This window comes from Azospirillum griseum, from assembly GCF_003966125.1.
GTDB classification, from domain to species: Bacteria; Pseudomonadota; Alphaproteobacteria; order Azospirillales; family Azospirillaceae; genus Azospirillum; species Azospirillum griseum.
On the sequence record NZ_RXMA01000142.1, the window covers coordinates 1 to 429 of the forward strand.

A 429-nucleotide genomic window follows, 5' to 3' on the forward strand; every position below is an offset into this window, starting at 1 on the left:
AGCACCCGAACCGGGTATTCGTCGCAGCAGTCCGCAATGATTCGGAACCTCATCTCGGTGCTTCCGAGAAGATGGCCACAGTTTTTTTTAATATATCCCGTTCCATCTGGACGCGGGCGAGTTCGCGTTTCAAACGGGCGATTTCCGATGCTTGATCGGCGCCAGTGGTCAGGGGGGCCGCCGCTCGCTGGATGGGGGGCATCGGCGGCCCCCCTGACCCGGTGAGGCGGCGCTGCCATTTCCGCAACACCGAGGGCTGCACTCCCAATTCACGGGCGATCTGCGCAAGCGAGCGGCCACTGCTGGCCAACAGCGCCACCGCCTCTTGCTTGAACTCGTCCGTAAAGATGCGCCGTGTCGTCGTCATTCTTGACCTCTCCGCTCCATCTGGAGCTTAGCAGAGGTGTCCACCGATTCGGAGGAGGGTCA

1 protein-coding gene is annotated in these 429 nt (G+C 61.5%); it reads right to left on the reverse strand.

Annotated features, from left to right (window positions below; translation table 11 throughout):
- Positions 1–49: 49 nt before the first annotated feature.
- Positions 50–367, reverse strand: a complete 318-nt coding sequence (locus EJ903_RS26530) for a transposase (RefSeq protein ID WP_126620832.1) — start codon at positions 365–367, stop codon at positions 50–52.
- Between the last annotated feature and the right edge of the window lie 62 nt (positions 368–429).

Coding starts and splice junctions, on each gene's coding strand:
- EJ903_RS26530 (WP_126620832.1), bottom strand. CDS start 367: ATGACGACGACACGGCGCATCTTTACGGACGAGTTCAAGCAAGAGGCG.